Here is a 22,480-nt window from a genome sequence, read left to right on the forward strand (position 1 = left end):
GAATGGTAACGCTTACAAGAATGATTAAACAAAGGGGTTGTAATCTATGGAGTTAACGTATTCACCAGGTCTTGATGGAGTTATTGCTGCGGAAACAAAACTGTCTTTCTTAGACGTAGTAGGCAGTCAAATTGTTATACGTGGCTATGATTTGATTGAACTATCTCAGCGATACGCCTATTTAGATATTGTCCATTTATTATTGCACGGAAACCTACCAACTACTGAGCAACAAGCTGACGTACAGGATAAATTGAAAGAAAACTATCACGTTCCACAAGAGCTTTTTCAAATTTTCAACTTATTACCAAATGGGACACATGCGATGGACGGCCTTCGAACTGGAATTTCAGCGTTAGCAGGGTATGATCAGCACATCCATGATCGTTCGACTGAAATGAATGTAACACGAGCATATCGACTTTTAGGTGGAATGCCCAACATCGTTGCGAATAGCTACCGTGTATTAAATGGTCAAGATGTTGTAGAACCGGATAGTCAGCTTTCTTATAGTGCTAATTTTTATTACATGATTACTGGAAGAAAACCAACACCATTAGAAGAGGGAATTTTTGACCAATCACTTGTTTTATATAGTGAACATGAAATGCCGAATTCGACCTTTGCTGCTCGTGTTATTGCCTCCACACAATCCGATCTGTATGGTGCTCTAACTGGTGCTGTCGCATCATTGAAAGGAAATTTGCATGGTGGGGCGAACGAGGCAGTCATGTATATGCTGCTTGAAGCTAAGACTGTGGAGGGCTTTGAAGCGATGCTGAAAAACAAGCTCAAAAATAAAGATAAAATAATGGGCTTTGGCCATCGTGTCTATATGAAAAAAATGGACCCAAGAGCGCAGATCATGAAAGAAGCTTTGTATAAACTATGCTTGGAGCAAGGGGATGACTGCTTATATCACATGTGCGAAGCCGGTGAAAAAGTGATGGTGGAGGAAAAAGGCTTGTATCCAAATTTAGATTATTATGCTGCGCCCGTGTACTACATGCTGGGCTTACCAATTGAATTATATACGCCTATTTTCTTTGGCTCTCGAACGATCGGTTTATGTGCACATGTGATCGAACAACATGACAATAATCGATTATTTAGACCTCGTGTTCATTATATAGGCGAGCGTCATAACCTTGAAGAATTGTCGGTATAATCAAGTTTTAACAACTCGCCATAGAGCTGATGGACATTCTGACCAATGCCCATCAGCATACAGTATATCAAATTCATACCTTGAAAGGAAGATATAGATGATTAAAACGAATGAAAAAACGATGACAGACCAGCTTCTTATTGATATTGCGGATTACGTATTAAACACAAAGATTACGAGCGAAGAAGCTTACGAAACGGCTCGATATGTTTTATTGGATACGTTAGGTTGTGGCATTTTAGCTTTACAATATCCTGAATGTACAAAACTTCTAGGTCCTGTAGTACCAGGTACAGTCGTTCCAAATGGTACTCGTATTCCAGGAACATCCTATGTCCTTGATCCAGTTAAAGGTGCCTTTAATATCGGTTGTATGATCCGTTGGTTGGATTATAACGATACATGGTTGGCGGCAGAATGGGGGCATCCTTCTGATAATCTTGGTGGTATTTTAGCTGTAGCTGATTATTTGAGTCGTGTACGAGTTGCAGAAGGGCAAGAGCCTCTCCAAATGAAAGATGTTTTAGAAATGATGATTCAAGCCCATGAAATACAAGGAATACTTGCACTCGAAAATAGCTTAAATCGTGTTGGCTTAGATCACGTTTTATTTGTCAAAATAGCGACAACAGCTGTTGTTACAAAGGCTTTAGGGGGCACTCATCAAGAGATTGTCAATGCTTTATCAAATGCTTGGATTGATAATTCAAGTTTAAGAACCTATCGACATGCTCCTAATACGGGATCAAGAAAATCATGGGCTGCTGGCGATGCTACAAGCAGGGCCGTACAACTAGCAATGATGGCTGTGAAAGGGGAAATGGGCTATGCAACTGCATTATCTGCACCAGGCTGGGGATTCCAAGATGTGCTCTTTCATAAGCAAGAATTAAAGCTTGCGAGACCACTTGCATCTTATGTTATGGAAAATGTCCTCTTTAAAGTTTCATATCCTGCAGAGTTTCATGCTCAAACGGCTGCAGAATGTGCCGTTCATTTGCATGCTGAAGTAAAAAATCGCCTAGCTGATATTGACCGCATAGAAATTACAACACATGAATCAGCCATGCGAATTATCGATAAAGAAGGGCCTCTTCACAATCCTGCAGATCGAGATCACTGCCTTCAATATATTACAGCGATTGGTCTTATTTATGGTGACATTACCGCAAATCACTATGAAGATGAGGTGGCGGCAGATCCACGAATCGATGACTTGCGTAATAAAATGGTTGTTGTGGAAAAAGGCCAATATACAATCGACTATTTAGACCCTGATAAACGATCCATTGCGAACGCTGTTCAAGTTTATTACAAAGATGGTACATCAACTGAGCTAATTGAGTGTGAATATCCTTTAGGACATCGTTTCCGCCGTAAGGAAGCATTCCCTCAGATTATTGATAAATTCCAGCAAAACCTTCGTACGCATTATGCTCAAAAACAACTCAATAAAATAAACGATGTTTGTGTAAATAAAGAGCTGCTTGAACAAATTGCTGTTCATGAATTTGTTAATCTATTTATTTAATTTAGATGGATTCCGAACGCAATAAAGAGGAGGTATTTAAAAATGACATGGATTGTCCAAGAAGCAAAGACACAAAAACAATTAGCTGAACAATTTAAAGCTCATATCGCTCGTTCAGCTATTTTGCAAATACCAGGGGTACATGATGCAATGGCTGGTTTGATGGCTAAAAAAGTTGGCTTTGAGGCATTATATCTTTCTGGTGCCGCTTATACAGCGAGTAGAGGTTTACCAGACTTAGGGATGATTTATTCAAATGAGATAGCCCAGCGTGCTAGTGATATTATTCGGGCTACAAATTTACCGATGCTAGTGGACATTGATACGGGCTTTGGTGGCGTATTAAATGTTGCCCGTACTGCTCGTGAAATGCTAGAGGCAGGGGTTGCTGCCGTACAGCTAGAGGACCAAAATCTTCCTAAAAAGTGTGGACATTTAAATGGCAAAACTCTTGTTCCAAAGGAGGAAATGATTCAAAAAATAAAAATGATTAAACAAATAGCCCCTACATTAATGATTGTTGCTCGCACGGATGCAAGGTCTGTTGAAGGCTTAGAGCAGGCTATACTAAGAGCCAAAGCATATGTTACTGCTGGTGCAGATGTTATTTTTCCAGAGGCATTACAAACTGAAAAAGAGTTTAAACAATTTGCCAATGAGTTAGATGCCCCCTTATTAGCCAATATGACTGAATTCGGTCAAACTCCTTATTATACCGCTAAGGAATTTGAAAAAATGGGTTACTCGATGGTCATTTATCCCGTTACATCTATGAGAATTGCAGCAAAAGCATACGAGCGCGTATTTGAATTAATAAAAAATACTGGAACACAACAAGAAGCAATTGAGGATATGCAAACAAGAAGCGAATTGTATGAAACGATTTCCTATTATAAATTCGAGGATTTAGATAGTGAATTAGCAAAAACCATCTTACCGAAGGAGGAAATAAAGTAGGAGAGGTAAATGGCTTTTCTCCACTTTCTTTCAAGGAGGGCTTATATGGATCGACTAAAAAACAACATGACGATCTTTACACCTGAGGATTTCCACGATGAAGAAGAGCTCATTGCAAAAACTGCTGAGCTCTTCATTAAACAGGATGTCTCACCGAATATCTCATCCATTGAACAGCAACAATATGAGATCACCCGACAATTGTTCCAAAAAGCAGGTGATCTTGGATTACTGGCCATTGAAATACCCGAAGCTTATGGAGGACTTGAGCTCAATAAAAAAATTTCTGGTCTGGTAGCAGAAAAAATGGGTTTTGGGGGTTCTTTTAGTGTCTCCTACAATATTCATGCAGGGGTGGGCACATTACCCTATATCTATTTTGGAAATGAGGAGCAAAAGCTGAAATACTTACCAAAGTTGGCTTCTGGAGAATGGATTGGAGCTTACGCCCTTACAGAGTCCGAAGCGGGTTCTGATGCACTGCGCCCCAAAACGAATGCTAGATTAACAGAAGACGGGAAAGCATGGCTAGTAAATGGAGAAAAGCAATGGATTACCAATGCTCAGCTAGCAGACGTCTTCGTTGTATTTGCCCAGACGAATAGGGGGATGACTGCGTTGATTGTCGAACGTTCCATTAAAGGGGTATCCGTGGGTCAGGAAGAAGAGAAGATGGGCATTAAAGGCTCTTCAACGGCCACGCTCATTTTAGAGGATGTTATTGTGCCAATCAATTGTGTTCTTGGAGAGGTTGGCAAAGGACATATAGTCGCTATGAACATTTTGAATATGGCACGTCTAAAGCTTGCCTTTTCTAATATAGGAACGGCCAAACAAGCATTTCAAATAGCCGTGAATTATGGGAAGGGACGGAAACAATTTGAACGACCTATCGTTGACTTTACATTGATTCAGGAAAAGCTTGCTGACATGGCCGTTCTGATTTATGGAGCAGAAAGCGGTGCATACCGAACGGCTGGGAAAGTTGATGAGGCTATTGCATCAGCAAGCAATGAAACGATAGTTCAGAAAATATCTGAATTTGCTCTGGAATGCGCACTTCATAAAGTACATTGTTCCGAAGCACTTGGAAGAATAGCTGATGAAGCTGTTCAAATACATGGTGGATATGGCTATATGCAAGATTATGAAGTGGAACGTTTGTATCGAGACGCAAGAATTAACCGTATTTTCGAGGGTACAAATGAAATCAATCGCCTTACAATGGCTAAAATGCTGTGGAAAAAATATGTACAAACAACTGCAATAGAGGGTGATTTTATTCACGCTCAACCATTAGAAAAAAATCACCATTACATCCTTCTCTCCAAGCATTTAATGCAACTAGCTATTCATGTCATTGCAAATGCACAAATTCAACTCGAACAGGAGCAAGAATTTATGCGTTTGTTGGCGGATATGGCCATGGAAACGTATGTCATGGAATCAGCCTGGCTCAGGTCGAAAAAAACTGCACATGTCCAAACAAAACAATTAATGACTGACATATTATGCCAGGATGGTTACCGCAAAATAGAAGAAAGTGCGATTACTATCATTACGGCCGCTGAAAGCAATGAACAAAAACGAGTAAGCTTGCTAAATAACATTCGACAATTAAATATTCCGCTACAGCAAAATCTCTTTATGAAAAAACGGGCACTTGCGAGAACATTCATTGACAACCCAAAAATGATTAGTTAGGAGGAGCAGCATGATCGATACATTTGTCAACGTTAGTAAAGAGGATTCTATTTCAATTATTCATTTAAATCATCCACCTGCAAACACTTTGTCATCAGCCACTATTGAAAACCTACGTCTCATTTTCCAAGAGCTAGCAGAGGATGAAGACACAAGTGCCATTATTATTACAGGCACTGGCCGATTTTTTGTCGCTGGGGCTGATATAAAGGAGTTTGTTTCAGCCTTTGGCCAACAGGAAAAAGCATTGCAAATGGCTCAAGCAGGGCAAGCGCTATGCGATGAAGTAGAAGCCATGAAAAAACCAGTTATTGCTGCCATTAATGGACCGGCTCTTGGAGGAGGGCTTGAACTAGCGTTAGGATGTCATTTCCGAATTGCTTCGAATCAAGCCATTCTCGGCTTACCAGAATTAAAGCTTGGGCTACTCCCAACATTCGGGGGGACTCAACGACTTAGCAGAATGACGAATCAAGCAACAGCGCTCCAATTAATTTTAACAAGTAAACAACTGAGTGCAGACGAGGCATTACAGCTAGGTATTATTCAACTCGTAACAGAACCTGAGGAACTTTTGACGACGGCTAAAGCTGTTGCACAGTCCTTTGTTGCGGGTAAAAGTATGATATGTGTCTCTCGTACAATTGAATGTGTGATTCAAAGCACGAAGGATAACTTACAAAAAGGACTTGAACTTGAACGAACGCGTTTTGCTGAGTTATTTTTAACAAATGATGCCAAAGAAGGTGTGCAGGCATTTATTGAAAAAAGACAGCCACACTTTAAACACTGTTAAAGGAGGGGGCCAACATGGCAAACGAAGTTTTATTTTCGGTGGAAGATGGAGGAGCAGCCTTCATTACGTTGAATCGTCCTAAAGCTTTAAATTCTCTTTCCACTAACATGCTTAACCTCATTAGAGAAAAATTAAAAGAATGGGAAGCGAATGATCAAATCTGTCTTATTGTACTACAAGGGGCAGGGGAGAAGGGGTTTTGCGCTGGAGGTGACATTAAAACACTTTATCAAGCACAATCCAGTCAAGAAGCATTTAAAGTAGCTGAAAACTTTTTTGAAGTAGAGTATAAAGTGGATTTAGAAATCTATCATTATTCTAAACCAATTATTGCTTGCCTTGATGGCATAGTCATGGGTGGTGGAGTCGGATTAACCTATGGAGCAAGCCACCGAATCGTTACAGAGCGTACAAAATGGGCGATGCCGGAAATGGATATTGGCTTTTTTCCAGACGTTGGCGCGGGCTATTTCTTAAACAAAGCGCCAGGATTTATTGGTTACTATCTGGCATTAACTGCGTCCATTATTAAAGCAGCAGATGTCCTTTTTGCGAACGGAGCAGATCATTATATGACGAGCGATAAGCTATTTGATTTCCTTCAAAGCGTTATACAGACAGATTGGCATTCTAACAATATAAACGCAACCTTACACCAACTAATTAAGAAATATTCTAGTAATCCATCCACGAACAGTGAACTTGAGAAGGTTCAAACAGTAATAAACCATCATTTTTCAAGAAATACAGTCGAGGAAATCATACAATCCTTAAACCATGACCCAAGCGAATTTGCCCGTGACACGAAGAACTTGCTTTTGTCGAAATCACCTTCCTCTTTAAAAATTACGTTACAGCAGCTTATTGACGCTCGTGAAAAAACAGTAGAGGAATGTTTGAATACAGATTTCATGTTGGCAAGAAACTTTTTAAGACATAAGGATTTCTATGAAGGTGTACGATCTGTTGTGATTGATAAGGATCGTAATCCACGCTATATCTATCAAAACCTAGAAGAATTTACAGAAGAGGAGAAGAAAAAGTTTTTTCAAGAAAATAATGTTACATGATAGACTTCATTTAAAAATCCTGTTCGTAGCAGGATTTTTATCTTTATAGAAGAAAGGGGGAAATGACATCACCCCATTCTAAGCAAGAAACAGAATATTTGGGTTTATACTAGCTTTCAATCTCTTCATTTTGATCATTTAGAGTGGTATTAGAGTGCTGTAGGAGGTTATCTAGTATTCTGCCAGTAATAGGCATAAAGAAATGGAGGATGAGCCCTCCCAAACAAACCGTTATGATTGTTCCAAAGCCAATTGGGCCTTTCCATAGTAACGCCAGCGCTAAAAACAGGAGATAAATAGTGGTTCTTGCAAAAAAGATGCTCCTTTTCGTGAGCTCTTTAATTATTAAGGTTAATCGATCAACAGGTATCGGTGCAAAATTCGTATGTAAATAGGTGGCAGTCCCTAACCCAATCACCATTAAACCTACACCAAAACTAACAACTTGACTATACCAAGCTACAGGCGTTATCCAATTGTGTAACACAAATAACCACATATCAATTCCAATTCCCGTAATAAAGGCTGTCATCAAGCCCAAGAATTCGGGCCTTTGCTTGGTTAACATAGAATTACCAACTATTAAAATAATAGCTATAATAATTTCCCAGCTACCTACAGTCAGCCCTATATTTTTAGATAAACCCACTAAAAGGGCATCGAAGGGGGAAGTGCCTAGATTAGATTGAATAGTTAAAGAAATGCCCAGTGTTAAAATGAAAATGCCTAAGACATAAAAAACATATTTCACTTTTATTACCTCCCTCCACTTTTTATTGCATATACAACAAAAATAAGTTACATTCAATATATATTCTTTTTATTGCATTTGCAATATAAAATACATAAAGAGTTCTGAAGGAGTGTAATCAATGTCAATCAAATTATCAAAATGTAGCATAGGTGATTTAAAAAAACTCCAAGAGGTGAGTATCGAAACATTCAATGATACCTTTAAAGATCATAATTCACCTGAAAATATGACCGCTTACTTGGAGAAAGCATTTACAGAGTATCAGCTGGAAAAAGAATTATCTAATAAAGCTTCAGAATTTTATTTTATCTATAACAATGATGTCATTGCTGGTTACTTAAAGGTGAATGTCAATGATGCTCAGTCTGAACCAATGGGGGATGAGACACTTGAAATTGAACGTATTTATATTCGACAGCCATTTCAAGGAAGAGGTCTTGGCAAATATCTCATCAACAAGGCAGTCGAATTAGCTGAAGCTCAAAACAAAAGCAGCATCTGGTTAGGAGTTTGGGATAAAAATGACAATGCCATAGGCTTTTATAAGAATATAGGCTTTGTGCAGACCGGGGCACACAGCTTTTATATGGGTGAGGAAGAACAAATAGATGTAATTATGACAAAAATATTAATATAAATTTTTAAATAGCAGAAATGTTGCGGTATCAACGTTTTTGCTATTTTTCTATACTTATTTTTCTACAGGTACATCGTTTGTGAAATGGCACGTCTTTCAAACCATAAGAACCTTTGTTTCATTAAACAACTATTCTTGTTTTCTTGTAATATTTAAGCTTTTTAATCCATTAAATATTAAAAATCTCTAATATGTGATGCGGAAAACGCCAACTTTTTCTATACTTTTACCTATTTCAATGGTTTGTATTGTCATATAGGTCTTTAGACAGTTGAGTCATTTCCATATTACCTATAAAATGTAATTATTAATGAAAACGATAATCATTATCAATTGTTAACAACACCTCATTTGTTTCGATTTACTTTTACTTCTCAGTCTTTCTAATAAGGGAGACTTATTTTTTCAACAGTGAGTGATAATCATTATCAATTAATAGTAAAAAGGTTCTGTGAAAGGATTGGTTTATTTCATGCAGCAGATTGCTAAACAGATTGCAAAGAATGCAACGTTTCAGGCGTTTATGAATTGTTATATACGAGAGGTGAGAAGCGGGCATTGGGTCAAAAAGGAGGAATGGATTAAGGAACAACGACTATCAGCCCTGATTACCGAGGCATATATATTAGAGCTTGAGTTACCAAGACAAAACATACGTTTTGCATTTGGCGTGGAATATAAATCTCTTGTTGGAAGACAGGTATTTGGTGCATCGTTGAAATATTGTACAAAACAAAAACAATGGCTTGTTGAGGATAAATTAACGATTCTCATCACGCTTATTCAGGAACTACATTGTACGACTAAAATGGATGGCTGTCTGAAGCTTTCTTCCCATTTTGACGAACTCATTCTTCGCATAATTGAGAGCTATCAAACAATGGCCCATTATATTGAAAAGAGTTTTGAAGGTGACAAGCAACACCGAGCTAGCGATACGTTTATTGAAGCAGAGCAGTCCCTTCTACTTGGTCATTGGCTCCATCCAACACCTAAAAGTAGACAAGGGATGGCAGATTGGCAACAAACCAGTTTTGCTCCAGAGTTACAAGGTTCTTTCCAACTTCACTACTTTCGAGTCGACCGTAAAATGGTGAACGAGGCCTCCGTATTAGAAATAAGTGCTAGTGAACACATTGCTCGATCTTTAATCAAATCACAGCCTGAATTTGTTAAGTCAGAGAATGTCTGTTTCATTCCGGTACACCCCTTACAAGCACAATGGCTTCTACAGCAACAGTATGTCAAAAAGGCGATTGCTGAAGATTTAATAAAATACGAAGGAGCACTAGGGGCATATTATACAGCAACCTCTTCAATCAGAACGGTTTACAACGCCCAGGAAGAAATGATGTATAAGTTTTCAATTCCCGTAAAAATAACAAATTCATTGAGGGTCAATAGAACTCATGAACTTAAAGCGGGGATTGCTATGGCTCGATTAATGAAGAAGATAGATTTCTTACAAAAGCATTCATCCTTTCAAATGATGAATGACCCTGCGTATATGACTATAGAGTTTCCAAATCAGACGGAATCAGGATTTGAGGTTATTTTTCGTTCAAACATATTTCCTAAGGGGCATGATGAAGGAATCTGCATGATCGCTACGCTTGTGCAAGAGCCCCTGCTAGAAGAAAAATCAAAGCTATGTCAGCTCATCATGAAAATCGCTCAATCTGAATTCCGGTCATTAGAGAGCGTCAGTTTAGATTGGTTTAAAGTCTATTGGACAAATGCTATTGAACCATTATTAAGATTATACGATGAGCATGGGATCGCTCTTGAAGCCCATCAACAAAATAGTCTGTTAAACATCTCTTCAGGTTATCCAACTACATATTATTACCGCGATAACCAAGGTTATTACTTATCAAAAGCATATAAAGATGTACTTCTTTCAATAGAACCATCTTTACATGAAACGGAGGAGCTATTTTACGAAGATGCCCTTATCCATGATAGATTTACCTATTATTTATTTATGAATCAATTGTTCCCTGTTATTGCTCGATTTGGAGCAGATCAGTTAATTAATGAAAATGAACTTTTGAAGTGGTCTATGGATCAACTGCACTTATTAGAAAAAGAATTTACAGGTTTTGGAAAAATATTCGTTCGTAACATTCTAAATCAAGAGGAGCTTGCCTTCAAAGCAAACCTATTAACAAGGTTTCATGATGTAGATGAACTGGAGGCCGAACTGGAACAAGCCGTATATACTAAAATTCCTAATCCATTTGTTATTCAGTTTGAGGAGGCAGAGTATGCAGCAGCTACAGCCTTTAGCTAAACAAGGAGAACTTCGTGTAAGGCGGCAGCTTGTAGAAGCAATGATCTTTGAAGGACTAATCAAATATGAAGAAACACGTCTAGATCAAAGGACTATAATTTTTACACTTATTGGACAGAAATACACCTATCGTTGTGAAGGTAGAAGGATGGCATTTGATCGCATTCGAATAAAGGAAGATCATATTTTTTTAGTAAGCGAAGATGAAACGGTACATGAGGCAACGCTTGAGGAGCTAGTCGATGAGTTACTGACGAGTCGTCAAGACAAAATTCGATTACTGAAAGAACTTCATGGAACGAATAAGCTTTGTGAATGGAATGAACGACATCTCCAAATGCCCATGTCGAGAAGAAAATCAATCTATGAAGAATTAGAATCGGAAATTATGGAAGGACATCCCTATCATCCTTGTTTCAAATCCAGAACCGGCTTTACAATTGACGACCATGCAGCCTATGGCCCTGAGGGAAAGCAAGCATTTACTCTTCAATGGGTTGCAGTGAGAAGAAGCTATGTACGAATCGCTGTACTTGAGGATGAAGCGAATTTTTGGAAAAGAGAGCTAGGGCATTTACTGTGGGAAACCATTCTTGACAAGCTTGCAGTATTCAAAGGAACATTTGAGGACTATACGTTCTTACCTATTCACCCATGGCAATGGCGTACCATGAAACAGGAACTTGCTGAATTAATAGAACAAAAAGATTTCATACCTCTTGATGTGAAAGGAGATTACTATAGGGCAACTCAATCAGTGCGAACATTATGGAATTCTTCAGATCCAAAAAAGGCACAATTAAAATGCTCCATGAATATGGTGAATACCTCTTCATTACGAAGGTTACATTCTCATGCTGTTTGTGCTGCTCCTCATATTTCTGCATGGCTTAAACAGGTCATTGAATCCGATGCCTACTTACAAAAGAGCGTTATTGTACTGGAAGAATATGCAGGCATTATTTTTGAACCGGATGCCACAATGCATAGTAGAAAATTAGAAGGTCAGTTTGGCACCATATGGCGAGAAAGTGTGCGCTTGTACATGAAGGAAGAAGAGAAAGCAGTACCGTTTACGGTACTCATGATGACGGAGTTAGATGGGCGTCCTTTTATTGATGACTGGCTATGCCGATATGGAACCGAGGCGTGGATAAAACGATTGATTGAAGTGAGTGTTATTCCTGTTTGGCACTTACTTGTTGCTCACGGAATTGCTGTAGAGGCCCATGCGCAAAATATGATTTTATTGCATCAAAATGGGTGGCCGACACGAATTGTATGGCGGGATTTTCATGACAGTATCGAATATACGGAAGAATTCATTGCCGATAGAAAACTCGTTCCAGATTTTGAAATGATACATGAACGCTTTAAAGATGCACCTGCCGATCAATATTATTGGATGTCTTCTGTAGAGGGTTTACGAGAGTTAGCTATGGATACACTCTTCGTGTTTCATTTAAGTGAGCTATCTTATTTGCTAGAAGAGCATTATGGATACGAAGAAACACGCTTTTGGAGTCAAGTTAACGACGGAATACAGAAGCACTTTGACCGCTTTCCATCTTTATGCCCAAGAAATGAACAGCTTCAGTTTACTAGCACACATATTTATGTTGAATCTTTACTAAAAAAGAAACTGCAAAATCAAGAAGAAGGAAATTTTCGACATATCGTCAACAATACGTTGGCACAAGCAGATGAAAAGGGGAAATAATGATGTTTTATGTTAACGATCAATTTTATACAGTAGAAAATATTGAACAACAATTTGATATATATGAAGGCTTATCTCATCTAAAGGAGTGTAGCAATCGCAGGATAGCGATTTGTACGGATGATGTTTTTCAATATATGACTCTTTGTTTATACATTCGTGAAAATGGAGGATCAGTTGTCCCAATCCATCCGGCTACGCCCAAAGAGGGGGCCATAAGGATTGCTTCTACTGCGGGTAGTCATCTGTTGTTGTTCCAATCGATTGATACGTTTATTGAACTATCCAATCATTCCAATAACCAAGAAGGGGTATTGGTTCAAATGAGCTCAGGTACAACAGGAGCTCCGAAGTGCATTGAACGAACGTGGAGCTCAGTGGAGGAGGAGATTGAAAGTTATGTAAAAGCGTTACCTGTTGATGCCATGACAAATTCTGTTGTTGCTTGTCCAGTTACTCATTCTTATGGATTTATTTGTGGGGTTCTAGCCTGCATAAGAAGAGGAGCAAAGCCGGTTATTATTACGAATAGTAATCCTAAATATATATTGAAAAAGCTAAAAGAACATCCTCAGCACATACTCTATGGAGCTCCAGCGTTACTGTATACATTAAGCCGATTATTACCGATTGATCAACAATTTGATCGTGTGATGACGTCAGGAACTGTGATGCCACATAGCTGGTTAACATCATTAAGAGAAAAATCTAACCAAGTACTACAGCAGTATGGATGCTCCGAATTTGGCTGTGTTGCGATTCACCCTCATGTGGAAGATCCAAAAGAGATGGGATATCCTCTACCTCATGTAAAGGTGACAGCTGGTGACAAACAAAGACCTAGCGAGATTATCATTGAAACGTCTACACAAACGATTTATACGAAAGACCTTGGCTATATAGAACATAATATTCTTTCTTTTCTTGCAAGAATCGATGACACAATTAATGTAGCAGGCTTGAATGTGTATCCGCAAGAAGTAGAAAGCGTGTTAATGGATGAGCCAAGAATAACAGAAGCCGTCGTATATAAGAAACAGGATAGTTTATCAGGAGAGCGAGTTTGCGCACTCTATGTGTCTTCTGAACCAATCGATACTATAGAACTTAGAGAATGGTGCCGGAAATTTCTTGCCCCCCATCAAATTCCGATTGAGTTCATATTTGTTCATGAAATCGAAAAGCTACCTAATGGAAAAGTAAGTAGAAAAAAACTTGGAGGCATCCCTGTATGAGTCGGCAACAATTGATTAAGAGCATCTATGATATTATGGAAAATTCATTAGAGTTGCAGACACTGTCTTCTTTTAATGAAGATGCCCGATTAAATGAGGATTTATATATGGATTCAATTATGGTTCTTCAACTCATCCTTCATATAGAATTGGATCTTGGCATTTCCATTCCCGATGAGGGGCTCGTTCCGAAAGATTTCAAAACAGTAGGGACTCTAGCAAGCTTCTTAGAAGAACAGCAAAAGATAGATTAATCGGAGGCTAAAAATGATAAAAGTTCATTGTTTTGTAAGCTGTGTTTGTGAGGTTATTAAGAAGACAAAGGGTGTCGATCATAGGCCTTACTATTTTGGGGTATGGGATGCAGATTTCGATGTGCTTGATAATGGTGTGCTCACATACCATTCTGAACAAATAGATCATTATTTCTTTCAAACATGGTATGAAATGCTCTATGGCATCAAGCTTTACAAATGGTATGACGAAAAACAAACCAAACAAGAAAATATCAACAAGCTACTAGGGTTATTAGCGCATAAATCTCCCCAGCAACATGTAATGGTAATGTTAGATTTATCGAAGCTTCCAGAACGAGAGAATAAATTTCATCAAAGTCCATTCCCTCATTATGTGATGCTAGAATCGACAGAAAATGAAGAAGAGTGGTTCATGTATGATCCTGATTTTCGCTGGGAAGGGTTATTACCGAAGGAAAGAATTTTAGCTGCTATCCAAGAGCCATCTGTAGGAGGAGGCTATTACTTTGATTCGGAGACAATCATTGCTCCAACTACCGAGACGGTGGAAGCCTATTTTAATACATGTATCAAGCTTCATTGTAATCCATTGACAGATACCATTGCTGAAATTATTAAAGAGCATACTGCTGGGAATGACAAAGAAAGTATATCAAAACTTCCAGATGCAATAAAACAATTGCCAGTTATAGCGATTAGAAAGTATGCATATGAGCATGCGTTTGCATTTTTTTGGGAAGCACTTGGCCGCGCTGAAGAAGGCTTTGATAAATGGTGTGATGATATTGAGCGTTTAGTGAATGGCTATACTACGATTCAGTATCGGGTGATGAAACTTGCGATGACGCAAGACCCGCTAGTAACAGAAGATATTTTTGCGAAGTTAGCAAAACAAAATCTTCTTGAGTTCAACATAAAGCAAGGATTACATGAATGTTTTCAAGCATGGTTAACACTACAGCATAAGAAAGAGGTCCAGTTATGAAACTATCTATTTGTACAATTTCGTTTCGCCACTATCTTCACTCAATAGATCAATTGGCTGACTTTGCCAAAGCTCAAGGCTTTCAAGGGATCGAGCTCTGGGGTGTTCATGCAAAGAACTTGGCTGATGACCTTCATTATGGAGCGGATTGGTTAAGATCTTTCGGTTTGGAAACGAGCATGCTTAGTGATTATTTACCATTAGATGCTCCTATTTCTGAGATGATGGCTGAAACGGAGAGGTTATCTGCACTTGCGGAACGCTGGGGAACCAATAAGATTCGTACATTTGTCGGAAAGAAGGGCAGCTCAGACACAAGTAAGAAAGAAAGAGAGGAACTTACTTTCAGACTAGAATTGCTCTGTGATTATCTTGAGTCAAAGGGACAATATTTACTTGTTGAAACTCATCCGAACACTTTGACAGATAATTTACCATCAACCATGCAGCTACTCGAAGAAACGAATCACCCAAGGCTACGAGTAAATTTTGACGTATTACATGTATGGGAATCAGGGATAAACCCTATTATCGCTATGGAGCAACTTCGTGCTTATATTTTACATTTCCACTTTAAAAATATTGCCTCCCGTACACAACTTGATGTTTTTGCACCACATAATGTTTATGCTGCATCAGGGTCTAGAGAAGGGATGGTTCCATTATTTGAAGGAGTCATTGATTATGGAGAATTCCTAGCGGAAGTAGATTCAACCATGGAGATAGATGCCTCACTGGAATGGTTTGGATCGAATGTGAAGAGTGTTTTAACAAAAGATATTCACGATGTTAAGAAGGCTTTGCAGCTGGTGCAAATATAATAAGTATAAGGCTATAGAGAATCCCAAGGAAAAATATGTATCATCTTTTCCTTGGGATTTTGTCTTTTTATTAGGGAGATACGCTTAGAGAGCTATTGATTTACAAACGTTCAGTTTTTATAGTTTCCTACTTAGCTACATAGAAATAATTTTGGTTGCCACGGTTTGCTGAAATGCCTGGTCATGCTCTACAAACACCATTGTAGGATTAAAGCTTTGGATGAGCTCTTCAATTTGCAGACGGGAATAGATATCTATAAAATTAAGTGGTTCATCCCAAATATATAAATGTGCTTTCTCACATAAACTTTTGGCAATAAGTAGTTTTTTCTTTTGTCCACCTGAATAATGAGCAATATCCTTCTCAAATTGGATTCGATCAAAATCCATTTTACGAAGGATGGATTTAAACAATGTTTCATCAATGCCGTTATCTTCAATAAAATCCGATAACGATCCCTTCAAATGGGAAGTATCCTGTTGAACATAGGATATTATGAGACCCGAGCCTACATGAATGTTGCCCGTATGCTGTATGTCGTTTCCAAGAATGAGTTTTAAAATACTACTTTTTCCGCTTCCATTTTTTCCATCAAGGACAATACGATCACCTTGCTCAACTTTAAAGCTTAATGGCTGATTAATCATTTGGTCATCATATCGAACAGATACATCGGTCAACGTCATTAGTTGCTTTGACTGAAACGTCAATGGCTCTAATTTTAATGACTCCGTCTTTTCTACATTTTTTAGCAATTTTGATTTTTCATCAATCGCTTTTTGTTGTCTTGATTCAATGTGCTTCGCTCTCTTCATCATCTTAGCCGCCTTATGTCCGACAAAGCCTTTATCTAGCTTAGAACCTGAATTCGTCGTCCCATTTTTGGAAGCCTCGACTTGGTTGGACCAGCCTGCTGAACGCTTCGAGGAATGTTTTAATCTTTCTATATCCTTTTGTAGACGATGGTTTGTTGCTTCCTCGTGCTCCTGCTGTCTATCAAAATTTAACTTCCATGAAGAATAGTTACCACTTTGAACGTCAATATTTGCTCGATTAATGGATAGGATATGGTCCACACAGCCATCTAAAAACGTTCTATCATGCGAAATCAAAATAAATCCTTTTTTCTTCTTCAAATAGTTAGCAACCATTTTTCGCGCATCTGTATCTAGATGGTTAGTCGGCTCATCAATTAATAGAAATTGGCCCTCCGTCAAGAAAAGGGCAGCAAGCAATACCTTCGTTTGTTCTCCGTTCGATAATGTATTAAAGGGGCGATACATAACCTCCGCATCTACATGTAGATACGATATTTCGCGAAGATACTCCCAATCCTCTGCCTGCGGGCAAATCTCCTCAAATATTTCATACGTAAATTTGTTTCGATCAGCAACAGGGTAGGGGAAATAAGTAAAGTCTACCGAAGCATTAATTTTCCCACTATACTCATAATGCCCTAATAATAAATGAAAGAATGTTGTCTTCCCTCGACCATTTCTACCGATAAATCCTAGTTTCCAATCCGTATCTAATTGAAAGTTAACACCTTCAAAAATAGGATCAAAGCTACCTGGATAGGAAAATGTTAAATTTTGAACTTGTATCATTGACATGATAATTCCTCCTTTGTATAGCAACACGTTTTTCTTTCTTATATACAAAGTCGGCATATCCATCTGGTGTTCATGTCTCCGCATAAGTAGGATGGATATTAACGACTTATACGGAGATTTACATGTGTAACAATTGTGTCTAAATCGCTCATTTTCCACACTCCTTTTTTGAATTTTGATGTAACTATGAGAGAATAAAAAAATCCCCCCAATTTCATTGGAAGGATTAGTCGGTTACAGGTAATAATAAAGGACCTTTTTGCCATAGGAAAATGGCGAAAAAAGTATAAACTGATTGATAAAAATGGACAGACTAATCCTATATTTTGTAGTTTGAAGTGATTGATTTCAACTTAAAATATAGATTAGTTCATCATTGTTCATCCATCAGTCCTCTCATAATTGTATATTCATCGTACCAAATTTTTTCATGAATGACAAATCAGCCTATTGTTCGCGTAACAGTAAATGAGGCACAATACGAATGTACATGATTTCTCCTATAATTTCGACAATCGTTTGTGTAACGATAATAGCAACCACAACTGTATGAATTGAATCCGGTAAAGATAAGGCTAAGGGCAGAACGACAAGTGAATTGCGTGTTGAACCACTAAAAATTAAAGCTCGACCAGATGCAAGATCAAGTTTGAAACGTTTGCCGATGTGTTTTGAAATAAATGGCATGATAAGCATAAAGGCAATATAAATTGGAATGACCTTTACAATCAAATCAATGGACGACGATAGTTTTCCAATTTGTGAAGCTACAACAACAAACAATGTTAACGCCATAAACGGAACAGGTAGCCATGCAGAAAATTGAATAATTTTTTGACCAATTATTGATTTTTTAGCTAGTAGTTGAAAAATAATAGCAATGACTAATGGGATGACGATCAGCTCTAAAAATGCCTCTAGGAAAGGACCTTTTTCAACTATTTCCGATGCTTCATGACCAATGAATAACCACAAATAGAAGGGGAGTAATAGCATTTGGGTAATGAAAAGAATAGGTGTGGAAATCAGCATAGCTTTTTCATTACCACCACCAAGTGCTGTAAAAACAATGACATAATCAATACAAGGTGTCAGTAATACTAAATAGACACCAAGTAATAAAGGCGGGTGGTTTGGTAAAAACAAAGTTAGTAGCCAAACAACAATGGGTACCGCTATATAGTTGACCGTTAGCAGAGCTCCCAAAAAACGACGGTTAGAAAAGGATTCTTTTAATGTAGTAAAAGGAATTTGTGAAAACATGCTATACATTAAAATAGCTATGACAAATGAAATGGTAATGTCTAAATGGATGCCCATCTCAGGGGCGAATAACCCTATACCTCCTGCCAACAATAAAACGAATACATACAGGGAAATCTGATTTCTTTCTAATGTTTCTCTTGCAATCATCATCATTGAACTCCTATTTTTTTAACCCCGTATATTTACTAGGGGAATTCCTCTATAAAAGTATCATATAATAGGACCTTATTGGATGATATAAGCAAATTCCTTCATAAAAACAGATTTTTAATCGCAAGAAAATACCTATCCCCATTCGGGTGGGGGTACGGAGTCAGTAGAAATCAGCTAATAGAACGACTCCATATCATGAAAGTTTGACAATGGTAGAAGCTGAAGCGCGCTTTATGAAGGAGAATCGACCAACTTCTATTATACAACGACTTATTCGCCCAGAGGAAATTGCTAATTTCGTCACGTTTTTATGTAGTCCACTGTCATCTGCCATCAATGGCTCTGCATTAAGTATTGATGGTGGATTAGTACGCAGTGTATTTTAAGAAAATTTCCATCATATAAATACAATCATTAGCCTTGGAATACTATTAAAACATAAATATTAAGAACAAAAACGCGGGTTTAGCCTCCGCGTTTCTTTAACATTAAGGATTATTCTGCTGGTCTTGGTCCTCTATTGCCCTTTGTATTTTCAGAAGTTAGAATGGGGCGAACAGTAATATCACTAATGACACGGATTTGACAAGATAGTCGTAAGCAGTCGTCATATAAATTCTCATCTATATTTTTTAAAGCGAAGGCTGTTTTTTCTACTTTTGAAATATCTTTATACTCACCAGCTAAAACCTCCACTCTACAAGTGGTACATTTAGCTTTTCCGCCACATTGATGATAAATTTCTATCCCATTTTCCTCAAGTGCTAGCACTAGTTTTTTTCCTTCCTCAACTTCAAAAGTTTTTCCTCCAAACACGGTGACAAATGGCATCTAATAATACTCCCTTCATTTTTTCCTTATGGGGTTAACGAAGTAAATGTTTTTATCAGTTTGTATGGATGCTGCTATTTTTATACAAAAATCAATTTGAACAATAATACCTAGCGAGGATACTTGTATGGTGGAAATCCTTCCAATTCATATGCTGGGAAAACCACTCTATTTAAAGGATTACGCCCAAATCCGCCGTACATGGGGGATATATTTCCCTTGGATATGGGGAAATTTTCTTGTCACTTTCTAACCTTCTATCGGTGGCAAGCACTTAAAATTGGGTTAAGTGCCTACTTTACTACTACTATTTCAGTATCTTGGATTGAAATCGATGAACGAAGGCGAATTTTTGTTTTCCCATATTGCCCCTACATACTCCATTTCTATATAGTCTCTTCACTTTATATTAACGTTTTTTGTAAAAATTAATTATTTTAAACTACATATTAATATTTTTAATTTTTTTGGATAAATAATTAAACTTAATTATTTATTTTTTAAATTATTTGTTATATAATCAAATCAACCTAAAGAAAGGAATTTCATTATGGCCTATCAAGTAATCACAAATTGTCCTGTTTGCAGTCAAACATTGAAAATTACAAAGTTGCAGTGCTCTCATTGCCACACTATAATCGAAAATGAGTTTGAATTATCGAAACTGGCCTCCTTATCAAAGGATCAGCTTCATTTTGTGGAAGTATTTTTAACTTGTAGAGGGAATATTAAAGATGTTGAAAAAGAACTTGGGATTTCATATCCAACAGTTCGAGGAAAGCTAACAGATATTATTTCATCTCTCGGACATGTGGAGAAGAAGAAGAAAAATGAAGTAGACGAGAAAAATGTTGTTACGCTGCTAGAAAAGGGTGAAATCACAGCGGAAGAAGCCATTAAGCTTTTAAAAGAGGAATAGGAGGAAATGATCATGAAAGAGGAAATTGCACGAGTGTTAACGATGGTTCAGGAAGGAAAAATCGATGCAGAAAAAGGTTCAGAACTTATTCAAGTACTGCAAGAGAAAGATGAAGCAGGAAATAAGCTAATAGATAAACCAGCTAAGTATTTAGATAAAACTTTAAAAGTTCGTATTGTCTCAACTGAAAATGATAACGTAACAGTCAATTTACCTATCAAGCTGGTCAAGGTGGTATTAATGGCTGGACATAGTATCGCAGCTAGTATTCCTCAATCGGAAAAATACGTGAAAGATCTAGATATTAATCTTATAATGGAAGCCATCGAAAACGAATTAGATGGCCAAATCGTTGATATTAAATCGGCAAACGGGGATTCCGTTTCTGTGTTCATTGACTAGTGACTGATGATACATGTCAAAGTGAAAACAAAGGATGTTCGGCTTACCATCCCAATCCCATATGCTATGTTAAATATTGTTATTTCCATTTTGTCTTCACCATTATTTCAGCGGAATATAAACAAATGGACAAAAGAATACTTTGAAAGAAAAAAACTGAACTTTACTTTGCCGCCACTAGACAAAAAAACACTCAAGCCCATTGTCCAGGAGCTCAAGCATTATAAAGGCATCGTGCTAGTTGATGTCAAAGCACAGGATGGTACAGTAGTAAAAGTTAAATTATAATTTATTGACATACAACCACTTACATCTGAAATAGTAGGTGGTTTTTTTTACATATTCGCTACCAATAAACACGTCAAAAAAAGTTTAATAGAACCACTATCCAATTCGTCCATGAATTTGTACCTATATAGGTTTTTCTGCGAAATCACCACGCTAGATGTCAGATAACCATTAAAGTGTTCTACATCTATTATCAATCATAACTTACATCTAGCTACTAAATGGCTACCGAAAATCATTGTGGAAAAATGAGTATATAAGTTGAAATAACTTCAAAATTGAACTATTCTAAAGGCGGTGATATGAATGGCAGAGATACAAGCACATGAAGCAATTTTATTTAACTCCATAATTTCTACCGCAGTACAAGATGAATTAAAACAAGAGTTAAAACGATTAGGCTACACGGACTTAGCCCCAAGCCATTTCATGCTGTTATACGTTGTGTACAAAAATGGGGGACGCATACAAATAAAATGTATTTGTGATACAATGCAAAAACAAAAATCAACGATTACTGAAATGATTCTCCGTTTAGTCAAGTCTGGTTATCTTGTAAAAGAGGGACATAGCCAGGACAAACGAGTCATGTATGTGGTTGCAACTAAAAAAGCACTGGAGGTCCAGAAATATTTTGAAGAAATCTTTGATCATCTGACAACCAAAATGTTTCATGGATTTAGTGAGGAGGAGAAAGCTACTTCTTTTACTCTACTTCAAAAAGTGTTAGGTAATTTGAGTTAGAGCAGCTATGTTCTAACTTTTATTCCCTCTAATAGTTCATAATTGAACTATTTGTATAGAATTTGTCCTCTCAACACGTAGATGTATATTAGACATAGTGAAATAAAGGACTCTTGGACTAACGAATTTTTCCCACTATGTGCTTTACAATACGTAGGCTGTTTATTGGCTATGTAGAAACAGAAGCCCATGCCAATAAAAGAGAAATGACAACATGTATTTTTACAGACGGCACTCATACGCAACTGAGGTCTTTGTGACATGTATAACACAATCATTAGATTATTGAATCGTCGATGGGCAAATTGTTGGGCTTGTGGCGTAAAAAGGCGATG

At 37.6% G+C, this 22,480-nt stretch carries 21 protein-coding genes and 1 pseudogene; 18 read left to right on the forward strand and 4 right to left on the reverse strand.

Annotation, left to right across the window (positions count from 1 at the left end; translation table 11 throughout):
* The first annotated feature begins 46 nt into the window (after window positions 1-46).
* The 6 genes from mmgD to ACP3VS_RS10805 all read left to right on the forward strand — a co-directional run bounded on the left by mmgD (window position 47) and on the right by ACP3VS_RS10805 (window position 7,226).
* Window positions 47-1,168 carry a citrate synthase gene (mmgD, locus tag ACP3VS_RS10780; RefSeq protein WP_012294584.1) on the forward strand — a complete coding sequence of 374 codons (1,122 nt, stop codon included), beginning with the start codon at window positions 47-49 and terminating at the stop codon, window positions 1,166-1,168.
* 97 nt (window positions 1,169-1,265) lie between these two features.
* Window positions 1,266-2,699, forward strand: a complete 1,434-nt coding sequence (locus ACP3VS_RS10785) for a bifunctional 2-methylcitrate dehydratase/aconitate hydratase (protein WP_426388680.1) — start codon at window positions 1,266-1,268, stop codon at window positions 2,697-2,699.
* Window positions 2,700-2,741: 42 nt separating this feature from the next.
* Entirely contained in the window at window positions 2,742-3,656 is a 915-nt protein-coding gene (gene prpB / locus ACP3VS_RS10790; RefSeq protein ID WP_426388681.1) for a methylisocitrate lyase, read from the forward strand.
* 9 nt (window positions 3,657-3,665) lie between these two features.
* On the forward strand, window positions 3,666-5,360 hold the full coding sequence (locus ACP3VS_RS10795; RefSeq protein WP_426388683.1) for an acyl-CoA dehydrogenase family protein: 1,695 nt from the start codon (window positions 3,666-3,668) through the stop codon (window positions 5,358-5,360).
* Between the two features lie 10 nt (window positions 5,361-5,370).
* Window positions 5,371-6,156: an enoyl-CoA hydratase-related protein gene (locus tag ACP3VS_RS10800; RefSeq protein ID WP_200990351.1), complete on the forward strand. Its 786-nt coding sequence runs from the start codon at window positions 5,371-5,373 to the stop codon at window positions 6,154-6,156.
* Window positions 6,157-6,170: 14 nt separating this feature from the next.
* Window positions 6,171-7,226: an enoyl-CoA hydratase/isomerase family protein gene (locus ACP3VS_RS10805; protein WP_426388685.1), complete on the forward strand. Its 1,056-nt coding sequence runs from the start codon at window positions 6,171-6,173 to the stop codon at window positions 7,224-7,226.
* Window positions 7,227-7,335: 109 nt separating this feature from the next.
* Here ACP3VS_RS10805 and ACP3VS_RS10810 read toward each other — a convergent pair whose 3' ends face one another.
* Complete coding sequence (locus ACP3VS_RS10810) at window positions 7,336-7,977, reverse strand: YczE/YyaS/YitT family protein (RefSeq protein WP_012294578.1); 642 nt, start codon at window positions 7,975-7,977, stop codon at window positions 7,336-7,338.
* Between the two features lie 121 nt (window positions 7,978-8,098).
* Between ACP3VS_RS10810 and ACP3VS_RS10815 the strand changes: the two genes are divergently transcribed.
* The 7 genes from ACP3VS_RS10815 to ACP3VS_RS10845 all read left to right on the forward strand — a co-directional run bounded on the left by ACP3VS_RS10815 (window position 8,099) and on the right by ACP3VS_RS10845 (window position 15,928).
* Window positions 8,099-8,617 carry a GNAT family N-acetyltransferase gene (locus ACP3VS_RS10815; protein ID WP_012294577.1) on the forward strand — a complete coding sequence of 173 codons (519 nt, stop codon included), beginning with the start codon at window positions 8,099-8,101 and terminating at the stop codon, window positions 8,615-8,617.
* A 472-nt stretch (window positions 8,618-9,089) separates the two neighbouring features.
* The gene (locus ACP3VS_RS10820) at window positions 9,090-10,910 is read left to right on the forward strand and encodes an IucA/IucC family protein (protein WP_426388688.1); all 1,821 of its coding nucleotides are present in this window, start codon (window positions 9,090-9,092) and stop codon (window positions 10,908-10,910) included.
* Entirely contained in the window at window positions 10,885-12,630 is a 1,746-nt protein-coding gene (locus ACP3VS_RS10825) for an IucA/IucC family protein (RefSeq protein WP_198695650.1), read from the forward strand. The genes ACP3VS_RS10820 and ACP3VS_RS10825 overlap by 26 nt, the downstream gene beginning before the upstream one ends.
* The gene (locus ACP3VS_RS10830) at window positions 12,630-13,865 is read left to right on the forward strand and encodes an AMP-binding protein (RefSeq protein ID WP_426388690.1); all 1,236 of its coding nucleotides are present in this window, start codon (window positions 12,630-12,632) and stop codon (window positions 13,863-13,865) included. Before ACP3VS_RS10825 ends, ACP3VS_RS10830 begins: the two co-directional genes overlap by 1 nt.
* Window positions 13,862-14,119 (forward strand): petrobactin biosynthesis protein AsbD, encoded by a 258-nt coding sequence (asbD, locus tag ACP3VS_RS10835; RefSeq protein ID WP_031415996.1) that lies wholly within the window; start codon window positions 13,862-13,864, stop codon window positions 14,117-14,119. Before ACP3VS_RS10830 ends, asbD begins: the two co-directional genes overlap by 4 nt.
* 13 nt (window positions 14,120-14,132) lie before the next feature.
* Complete coding sequence (locus ACP3VS_RS10840; RefSeq protein WP_198695654.1) at window positions 14,133-15,107, forward strand: DUF6005 family protein; 975 nt, start codon at window positions 14,133-14,135, stop codon at window positions 15,105-15,107.
* Entirely contained in the window at window positions 15,104-15,928 is an 825-nt protein-coding gene (locus ACP3VS_RS10845) for a sugar phosphate isomerase/epimerase family protein (protein ID WP_426388693.1), read from the forward strand. The genes ACP3VS_RS10840 and ACP3VS_RS10845 overlap by 4 nt, the downstream gene beginning before the upstream one ends.
* A gap of 135 nt (window positions 15,929-16,063) precedes the next feature.
* Here the strand turns inward: ACP3VS_RS10845 and ACP3VS_RS10850 are convergent, their stop codons facing one another.
* The gene (locus tag ACP3VS_RS10850; RefSeq protein WP_099805866.1) at window positions 16,064-17,542 is read right to left on the reverse strand and encodes an Lsa family ABC-F type ribosomal protection protein; all 1,479 of its coding nucleotides are present in this window, start codon (window positions 17,540-17,542) and stop codon (window positions 16,064-16,066) included.
* A gap of 447 nt (window positions 17,543-17,989) precedes the next feature.
* Window positions 17,990-18,955 carry an arsenic resistance protein gene (locus ACP3VS_RS10855; RefSeq protein ID WP_426388744.1) on the reverse strand — a complete coding sequence of 322 codons (966 nt, stop codon included), beginning with the start codon at window positions 18,953-18,955 and terminating at the stop codon, window positions 17,990-17,992.
* 203 nt (window positions 18,956-19,158) lie between these two features.
* Here ACP3VS_RS10855 and ACP3VS_RS10860 point away from each other — a divergent pair.
* Window positions 19,159-19,347: pseudogene (locus tag ACP3VS_RS10860) on the forward strand (SDR family oxidoreductase); the annotation flags it as partial.
* A gap of 109 nt (window positions 19,348-19,456) precedes the next feature.
* Here ACP3VS_RS10860 and ACP3VS_RS10865 read toward each other — a convergent pair.
* A complete protein-coding gene (locus ACP3VS_RS10865) occupies window positions 19,457-19,792 on the reverse strand; it encodes a 2Fe-2S iron-sulfur cluster-binding protein (protein WP_031415986.1) in 336 nt (111 codons plus the stop codon).
* A 550-nt stretch (window positions 19,793-20,342) separates the two neighbouring features.
* Here ACP3VS_RS10865 and ACP3VS_RS10870 point away from each other — a divergent pair.
* The 4 genes from ACP3VS_RS10870 to ACP3VS_RS10885 all read left to right on the forward strand — a co-directional run bounded on the left by ACP3VS_RS10870 (window position 20,343) and on the right by ACP3VS_RS10885 (window position 22,145).
* Window positions 20,343-20,711 (forward strand): DUF2089 domain-containing protein, encoded by a 369-nt coding sequence (locus ACP3VS_RS10870; protein WP_426388694.1) that lies wholly within the window; start codon window positions 20,343-20,345, stop codon window positions 20,709-20,711.
* Window positions 20,712-20,723: 12 nt separating this feature from the next.
* Entirely contained in the window at window positions 20,724-21,113 is a 390-nt protein-coding gene (locus ACP3VS_RS10875) for an SHOCT-like domain-containing protein (RefSeq protein WP_197223921.1), read from the forward strand.
* A gap of 6 nt (window positions 21,114-21,119) precedes the next feature.
* On the forward strand, window positions 21,120-21,401 hold the full coding sequence (locus ACP3VS_RS10880; protein ID WP_031415983.1) for a hypothetical protein: 282 nt from the start codon (window positions 21,120-21,122) through the stop codon (window positions 21,399-21,401).
* Between the two features lie 306 nt (window positions 21,402-21,707).
* Window positions 21,708-22,145, forward strand: a complete 438-nt coding sequence (locus ACP3VS_RS10885; protein ID WP_012294563.1) for a MarR family winged helix-turn-helix transcriptional regulator — start codon at window positions 21,708-21,710, stop codon at window positions 22,143-22,145.
* The last annotated feature ends 335 nt before the right edge of the window (window positions 22,146-22,480 follow it).

The organism is Lysinibacillus sp. VIII_CA (assembly GCF_049943995.1).
Taxonomy (GTDB): Bacteria; Bacillota; Bacilli; order Bacillales_A; family Planococcaceae; genus Lysinibacillus; species Lysinibacillus pinottii.

Coding starts and splice junctions, on each gene's coding strand:
- mmgD (WP_012294584.1), top strand. CDS start 47: ATGGAGTTAACGTATTCACCAGGTCTTGATGGAGTTATTGCTGCGGAA.
- ACP3VS_RS10785 (WP_426388680.1), top strand. CDS start 1,266: ATGATTAAAACGAATGAAAAAACGATGACAGACCAGCTTCTTATTGAT.
- prpB (WP_426388681.1), top strand. CDS start 2,742: ATGACATGGATTGTCCAAGAAGCAAAGACACAAAAACAATTAGCTGAA.
- ACP3VS_RS10795 (WP_426388683.1), top strand. CDS start 3,666: ATGGCTTTTCTCCACTTTCTTTCAAGGAGGGCTTATATGGATCGACTA.
- ACP3VS_RS10800 (WP_200990351.1), top strand. CDS start 5,371: ATGATCGATACATTTGTCAACGTTAGTAAAGAGGATTCTATTTCAATT.
- ACP3VS_RS10805 (WP_426388685.1), top strand. CDS start 6,171: ATGGCAAACGAAGTTTTATTTTCGGTGGAAGATGGAGGAGCAGCCTTC.
- ACP3VS_RS10815 (WP_012294577.1), top strand. CDS start 8,099: ATGTCAATCAAATTATCAAAATGTAGCATAGGTGATTTAAAAAAACTC.
- ACP3VS_RS10820 (WP_426388688.1), top strand. CDS start 9,090: ATGCAGCAGATTGCTAAACAGATTGCAAAGAATGCAACGTTTCAGGCG.
- ACP3VS_RS10825 (WP_198695650.1), top strand. CDS start 10,885: ATGCAGCAGCTACAGCCTTTAGCTAAACAAGGAGAACTTCGTGTAAGG.
- ACP3VS_RS10830 (WP_426388690.1), top strand. CDS start 12,630: ATGATGTTTTATGTTAACGATCAATTTTATACAGTAGAAAATATTGAA.
- asbD (WP_031415996.1), top strand. CDS start 13,862: ATGAGTCGGCAACAATTGATTAAGAGCATCTATGATATTATGGAAAAT.
- ACP3VS_RS10840 (WP_198695654.1), top strand. CDS start 14,133: ATGATAAAAGTTCATTGTTTTGTAAGCTGTGTTTGTGAGGTTATTAAG.
- ACP3VS_RS10845 (WP_426388693.1), top strand. CDS start 15,104: ATGAAACTATCTATTTGTACAATTTCGTTTCGCCACTATCTTCACTCA.
- ACP3VS_RS10850 (WP_099805866.1), bottom strand. CDS start 17,542: ATGTCAATGATACAAGTTCAAAATTTAACATTTTCCTATCCAGGTAGC.
- ACP3VS_RS10855 (WP_426388744.1), bottom strand. CDS start 18,955: ATGATTGCAAGAGAAACATTAGAAAGAAATCAGATTTCCCTGTATGTA.
- ACP3VS_RS10865 (WP_031415986.1), bottom strand. CDS start 19,792: ATGCCATTTGTCACCGTGTTTGGAGGAAAAACTTTTGAAGTTGAGGAA.
- ACP3VS_RS10870 (WP_426388694.1), top strand. CDS start 20,343: ATGGCCTATCAAGTAATCACAAATTGTCCTGTTTGCAGTCAAACATTG.
- ACP3VS_RS10875 (WP_197223921.1), top strand. CDS start 20,724: ATGAAAGAGGAAATTGCACGAGTGTTAACGATGGTTCAGGAAGGAAAA.
- ACP3VS_RS10880 (WP_031415983.1), top strand. CDS start 21,120: ATGATACATGTCAAAGTGAAAACAAAGGATGTTCGGCTTACCATCCCA.
- ACP3VS_RS10885 (WP_012294563.1), top strand. CDS start 21,708: ATGGCAGAGATACAAGCACATGAAGCAATTTTATTTAACTCCATAATT.